The sequence below is a fragment of the Mesobacillus sp. genome (assembly GCF_049588175.1).
Taxonomy (GTDB): Bacteria; Bacillota; Bacilli; order Bacillales; family Cytobacillaceae; genus Mesobacillus.
Window position 1 is genome coordinate 1 of sequence record NZ_JBAVFI010000388.1, and the last position, 5,308, is coordinate 5,308.

6 protein-coding genes and 1 pseudogene are annotated in these 5,308 nt (G+C 39.6%); 6 read left to right on the plus strand and 1 reads right to left on the minus strand.

Going from position 1 to position 5,308, the window contains the following annotated elements:
• The 6 genes and pseudogenes from WB217_RS09685 to WB217_RS09710 all read left to right on the plus strand — a co-directional run.
• Positions 1–1,071: pseudogene (locus WB217_RS09685) on the plus strand (hypothetical protein); the annotation flags it as partial.
• Positions 1,072–1,257: 186 nt separating this feature from the next.
• Positions 1,258–1,554, plus strand: a complete 297-nt coding sequence (locus WB217_RS09690; protein ID WP_423992904.1) for a nucleotidyltransferase family protein — start codon at positions 1,258–1,260, stop codon at positions 1,552–1,554.
• Complete coding sequence (locus WB217_RS09695) at positions 1,547–1,888, plus strand: DUF86 domain-containing protein (RefSeq protein ID WP_423992906.1); 342 nt, start codon at positions 1,547–1,549, stop codon at positions 1,886–1,888. The genes WB217_RS09690 and WB217_RS09695 overlap by 8 nt, the downstream gene beginning before the upstream one ends.
• 348 nt (positions 1,889–2,236) lie before the next feature.
• The gene (locus WB217_RS09700; RefSeq protein ID WP_423992908.1) at positions 2,237–3,022 is read left to right on the plus strand and encodes an REP-associated tyrosine transposase; all 786 of its coding nucleotides are present in this window, start codon (positions 2,237–2,239) and stop codon (positions 3,020–3,022) included.
• Between the two features lie 167 nt (positions 3,023–3,189).
• On the plus strand, positions 3,190–3,690 hold the full coding sequence (locus WB217_RS09705; protein ID WP_423992910.1) for a hypothetical protein: 501 nt from the start codon (positions 3,190–3,192) through the stop codon (positions 3,688–3,690).
• 246 nt (positions 3,691–3,936) lie between these two features.
• Complete coding sequence (locus WB217_RS09710) at positions 3,937–4,923, plus strand: methyl-accepting chemotaxis protein (RefSeq protein WP_423992912.1); 987 nt, start codon at positions 3,937–3,939, stop codon at positions 4,921–4,923.
• Positions 4,924–5,015: 92 nt separating this feature from the next.
• Here WB217_RS09710 and WB217_RS09715 read toward each other — a convergent pair.
• A partial coding sequence (locus WB217_RS09715; RefSeq protein WP_423992914.1) for a YtoQ family protein occupies positions 5,016–5,308 on the minus strand: 293 nt, incomplete at its 5' end.

Genomic DNA, 5,308 nt, shown 5'->3' on the forward strand with positions numbered 1-5,308 from the left:
ATTGAAGATACAGATGAAGAGAATCAATATATGATGAATTATGAGGATGGTCTCAATGTAGAGAACGAGAATGAAGTCTTGAACCAGCAGACATATCCTAGGTTTTACATTCCTGACCTTAAAGCGAAAATGAATAAAAAAGAAAAGAATGTGTTTTACGGAAGGGTTGGTCTCCGGCCGCTCAAAAATGACACCGACACCATAAAACTTAAAATCTCAAAGCTTATGAAAATGATTCCAGATCCTGAGGATTCGATTGGTTTTAACACCAGGAATATTGAATATAAAACAGGTGAGTGGAACTTCGAGGTTCCAGTATCCAAACAGCCTTCCATCGAATATGAATTAAATGAACAAACTGAAATCGACGGGATTCCGTTTCGATTTCATAAATTAACCATTGCTCCAACAGCAACGATCTTGGATTATGGCATTAATATCGGGCAGCCAGAGAAGAGGATCGATTATGTTGATTTTGACAATCTGGAAGTGAACCATAAAAAAGTGAAAGCTGATCGGTTTGGCGGTGGTTTTACGACTTCATATCAAGATGCGAATTGGAATTCTTTCAAAACCCAATTCGACCCGCTATATGGGGAAAAACCAACAGAAGTGACCGTTCAGTTGAAAACGGCCTATTTTACATTCGAAGACAATAAAAGCATCGAGCTGGATGTGACTCAAAAATATCCTCAGACGTTTGAATATGCAGGGAGTACCATCAGCATCGATAAAGTCGAAGTCGGACAGCCGACAACCGTTGTCATAAGCAATCACGAAATTAAAAATCGGGCATATGAAACATTACACGCAAATATAGTCGGCGAAAAGGAAAATGAACCTATTTCAGCGGAGATGGAAACTGAAGGAATATTCGTTGATCGGAACGGAGTCGAATATGATCCAAATGCAGGCCATTTCGACTTTGAGAAAATTGAAGACCCCCGCCATTTCACTACCGTCCAAACCTTCAGGCTAGACGGCAACAAAGTAATTCCTAAAAGAATCGATATCTTTGGATACAATACAACCAAATACTTGGATGATATCGTGAAGATTTCGTTGGACTGAAGCATGGGGACGTACCTCATGCTTCTAGTAAATCTGAGCTTTCATCCTTAAGAAGAAAATTGAAGAGGATGATTTTTTATCGCAGAAGTCTTGCTTAGAGCAAGGCTTTTTTCTTTCTCTGAAGAATAAATAAAAAGAGGAATGTTATAATGTATGTAACGAAAACGAGGAAATGGCGGTGATTTGATGGTATCACAAAAAGAGATCCTAGATGTATTCTCAAAAAATCTAAATACATGGAGTGAAAAATACGGCGTAAAGCAGATTGGCTTGTTTGGTTCGTATAGCCGGGGAGAACAAAAAGACTCCAGTGATATTGATGTGATTGTTGAATTTAATGATAGTCAATTATCTTTTGATAACTATATGGATTTGAAGTTTTACCTCGAAGATACCTTCCAAAAATCTGTCGATTTAGTCATTTTAAACGATATCAAACCTGCTCTGAAGCCAAGCATTTTAGGAAGTGCCAAGTATGCATAGGGAGCCAAAGGTCTTTCTGGAGGATATAGTAACTGCTGCTAATAAGGTGTTAAAGTACACAAAAGGGCTATCTTATGACGATTTAATAGATAACGATTTAGTCTCCGACGCTGTAATTAAAAACATTTTAGTGATAGGAGAAGCAACGAAGAACATTCCAGATGAAATCCGTGAAGCTAATCCGCATGTTGAGTGGAGAAAGATGGCCGGTATGAGGGATATGATGATACATGGATATTTCTCCATCAATTATCGAATTGTATGGGATGTTGTCCAAAATAAGATACCTGCACTTAAAAAACAAGTGGAACAACTTTTAAAAACAATTGATTAATTTTTCTTCAAAAACATAAAATCAGGGAAGTATTAATAAGCCATTTAGCATGGGGACGTACCTTATGCTTCTTTTTTTATGAAGAAGAAGCACAGGGTACGTCCAATTTAATGTAAAAGGAAGCACAGGAAACGTCCCCGTGCTTCCTAAGCAAAAGAAGCGTCCCTGTGCTTCTAAATATGGCAGGTATATGAACTTTTCTGAAATATAGAGTAAAACGAATCTGAATGTAATATGATTGTGTTGGACCCGCTGTTAACTCTTCTTTTTGCTCTTTTTTGTACTAACACTTCTTCTTATTCTGCACGGTAACGAAAATCAATTCCGAATTAATTTTAACGAGTGGTGATGAGGGTGGTTCGTAAAGCTAGGAAGAAAAGTACTAGTGGTATTTATCATGTCATGTATCGAGGGGTGAATCGGCAGGAGATCTTTCATGATGATAAAGACAATAGGAAGTTCCTTGAAATCTTAAAAAGATATAAAGATAAATTGGGGCTTGAAGTTTACGCGTGGTGTTTGATGAACAATCATGTGCATCTGCTCATAAAAGAGGGGGAGGAGGCACTTGGTACGACCATGAAGCGGATTGGTGTGAGCTATGTATCGTATTACAATGAAAAGTATCAAACGGCCGGCCACCTTTTTCAAAATCGATATCACAGCGAAACGGTCGAGAATGACGAATATTTTCGCACCGTTGTTCGGTATATCCACCAGAATCCTGTTAAGGCCGGAATGGTAACGCGGGTGAATGAGTGGAAGTGGAGCAGCTGCGCCGGATACTATGGGCAGCCTTACTTTCCCGTAACTTTGCTTGATCAGAACAAAGCTTTAGGAATGTTCTCAGATGATTTTTTCATTGCAGTTGAGAAATTTAAGGAATTTAATGATCAAACGAACCAGGATGAGTGTCTGGAAGATCTTCCTTTTAAACGCAGAAGGCTCCCGGATGAGGCGGCGAAGCTGAAGATGAAAGAGATTCTTGGTCCTACAGAAATTACTCAGGTAAAAAGTCTACGTAAAACAGAGCGCGATTTGATACTGAGGCAGATTAAAAACATCGATGGTCTTTCCCAGCGTCAAGCTGCACGAATTTTGGGAATCCCGCCAAGTTTGGTTTTCAAAGTATAATAACCACTCCTAATTAACATCCTCTTATTTTCACACTTCAAAACTACTTAATCTTTTTTCCAAATAATAAGAAGAAGTTTAGTCCAAAAAGATAATCAGTTGGTTAAGGGTCAGAAGGAAGCAAAGGGTGCGTCCCTGTGCTTCTAAAATATTCAGGAGGCTTTATCATGGGACTTGATATGTATTTGCGTTCTTTGCCCAGAATTGAGGGTATGGAACTGGATGAAATTTTAATGGCTAATGCCGGCATGCGCCAGCATGAACAAGAAAATAGTGAGGTTTATCAAAAGATTAAACCTCATATTAAACATTTTGAAGAATTTGATATGAAGTGGCGCAGTATGTTCACGGACGTTGCATATTGGCGGAAAGCCAACTGGATTCACCATTGGTTTGTGGAGACCATCCAGGGCGGGGAAGATGATATGTCACACTACGAAGTGACCAGCAACCAGCTTTTTGAACTCCATAACAAGTGCCTCGAAGTTCTTGCTCGAGATAATCCCCCTTGGGACGTGCTGCCGGCAAGGCCAGGACCTTTTTTCGGCAGTACCTCTTATGACTCCTACTATTTCTATGAAACTGATCGAACCAAAACCATCTTGGCAGACCTCCTCGAAAACTTCAATTTCCAAACCCACTATATCTTGTATCACGCAAACTGGTGAAGCAAGGGGACGTATCTTATGCTTCCATCATTTATAAAAACATGGGGGACGTATCTTGTGGTTCCATCTTTTTTAAAAACAATGGGGACGTATCTCGTGCTTCTTCCGCTTATGAAGTGAAATGGATGCACTGGGTACGTCCCTGTGCTTCTTTTTCATTAAGTGATAAATGTCACTATAAACACAGTGCAAAATTGCTATACTGCTAATTAATTTATGTTTTTTAGGAAAGTGTAGGGGTTATGTATGTTTCCAACAAGAAAACGATTAGCTGAATTGGAACAATCGAGAACAGAGTTACAAAGTCAATTTGATCAGATTCTATCGGAGTCCCAGGAGAAGGAAGCCTTTTACGAAACCTTTTTGGAAAATTTCAATGAAGGGCTGCAAAAAACGATTACCCAGCATGAGCATGTGAATAACCAGCATTACCAATTAGGAGATAAAGTGAAGCAAATAAAAAGCCACTTTGACGAGGTCAATCAAATCAGCCAAGCCTCTGTTGAAAACGCAGAGCTATTATCTACTAAAGGAGACAACTTGATTGAATCGGCGAAGGAAATGGTGCAGAAATCAAATGAAGGTACATCTCTTGTCGAGGAAGTGGAAAGGGTCATCTCACAGCTAGGGGAAAGGCTGGGCGAAACCTATCAAAAAATGAATCAATTGAATAATCGATCAAAGGAAATACAAATGATAGTTCAGGTCATAAAGGAGATTGCCGACCAGACGAACCTTCTTGCCTTGAATGCATCAATTGAAGCAGCCAGGGCTGGTGAGCATGGAAAGGGATTTGCCGTCGTTGCCGAAGAGGTGAGGAAACTTGCAGAGAGTACAGCGAAAAGCACCAACGATATTAGCAATTTGACAGGAAATATTCAAAGGGATATAAAGGACACGATTGAGTCAACCGTTACCAGCAGGGAGTTAATTAATCAAACATCAGAATTAAGCATGCAAACATCCAGCAGTATGAAGTTTATCTCTTCCGTTACCAAGCAAGTTGAAGTGGAAGTAGAGGGGATACTGACAACGATACACGAACAGAATGAGCGCTCCAAACAAGTTGTTGATGAAATCGTACACACGAAATCCATCTTTGATCAAGTGAACGAATTAATCATAGAGCATATTGAAGAAGCCAGGAAAGTGGATATAAAACTAGAAGAAACAACCAATAAGGTTAAATCACTTGTGAAACAAAAGGATAGCTCGTTTGAATCGGTAGGATGAATCGAGACGAACTGTAAGTTGGTAAGATGAATGAGGAAGCCATTATTCGCAAAAAAAAAGAAGCAAAGGGTACGTCCCTTTGCTTCAAAAATCTATTCATAAATATAACTAACAACATCCAACGCCTGCTCAACTGTCTCCACGGTCACATTCGCCTTATTAGACAGTTCCTTCAAAGGGTGAATCAAAGATTCTGGCCTAATGATAATCGTAGGTTTGTTCATCGCAATCGCGGTGCTGGCATCCATCGCTGTATTCCATTGTTTGTACTTTTCGCCGAATAGGGCGATGACGATATCGGATTTTTGCATTAAGACCTGTGTTCGGAAGTTGTTTATATCTGAAGCTGCGTCATCCTTATAGTAATTTCCGGGTTGCTCTCCCA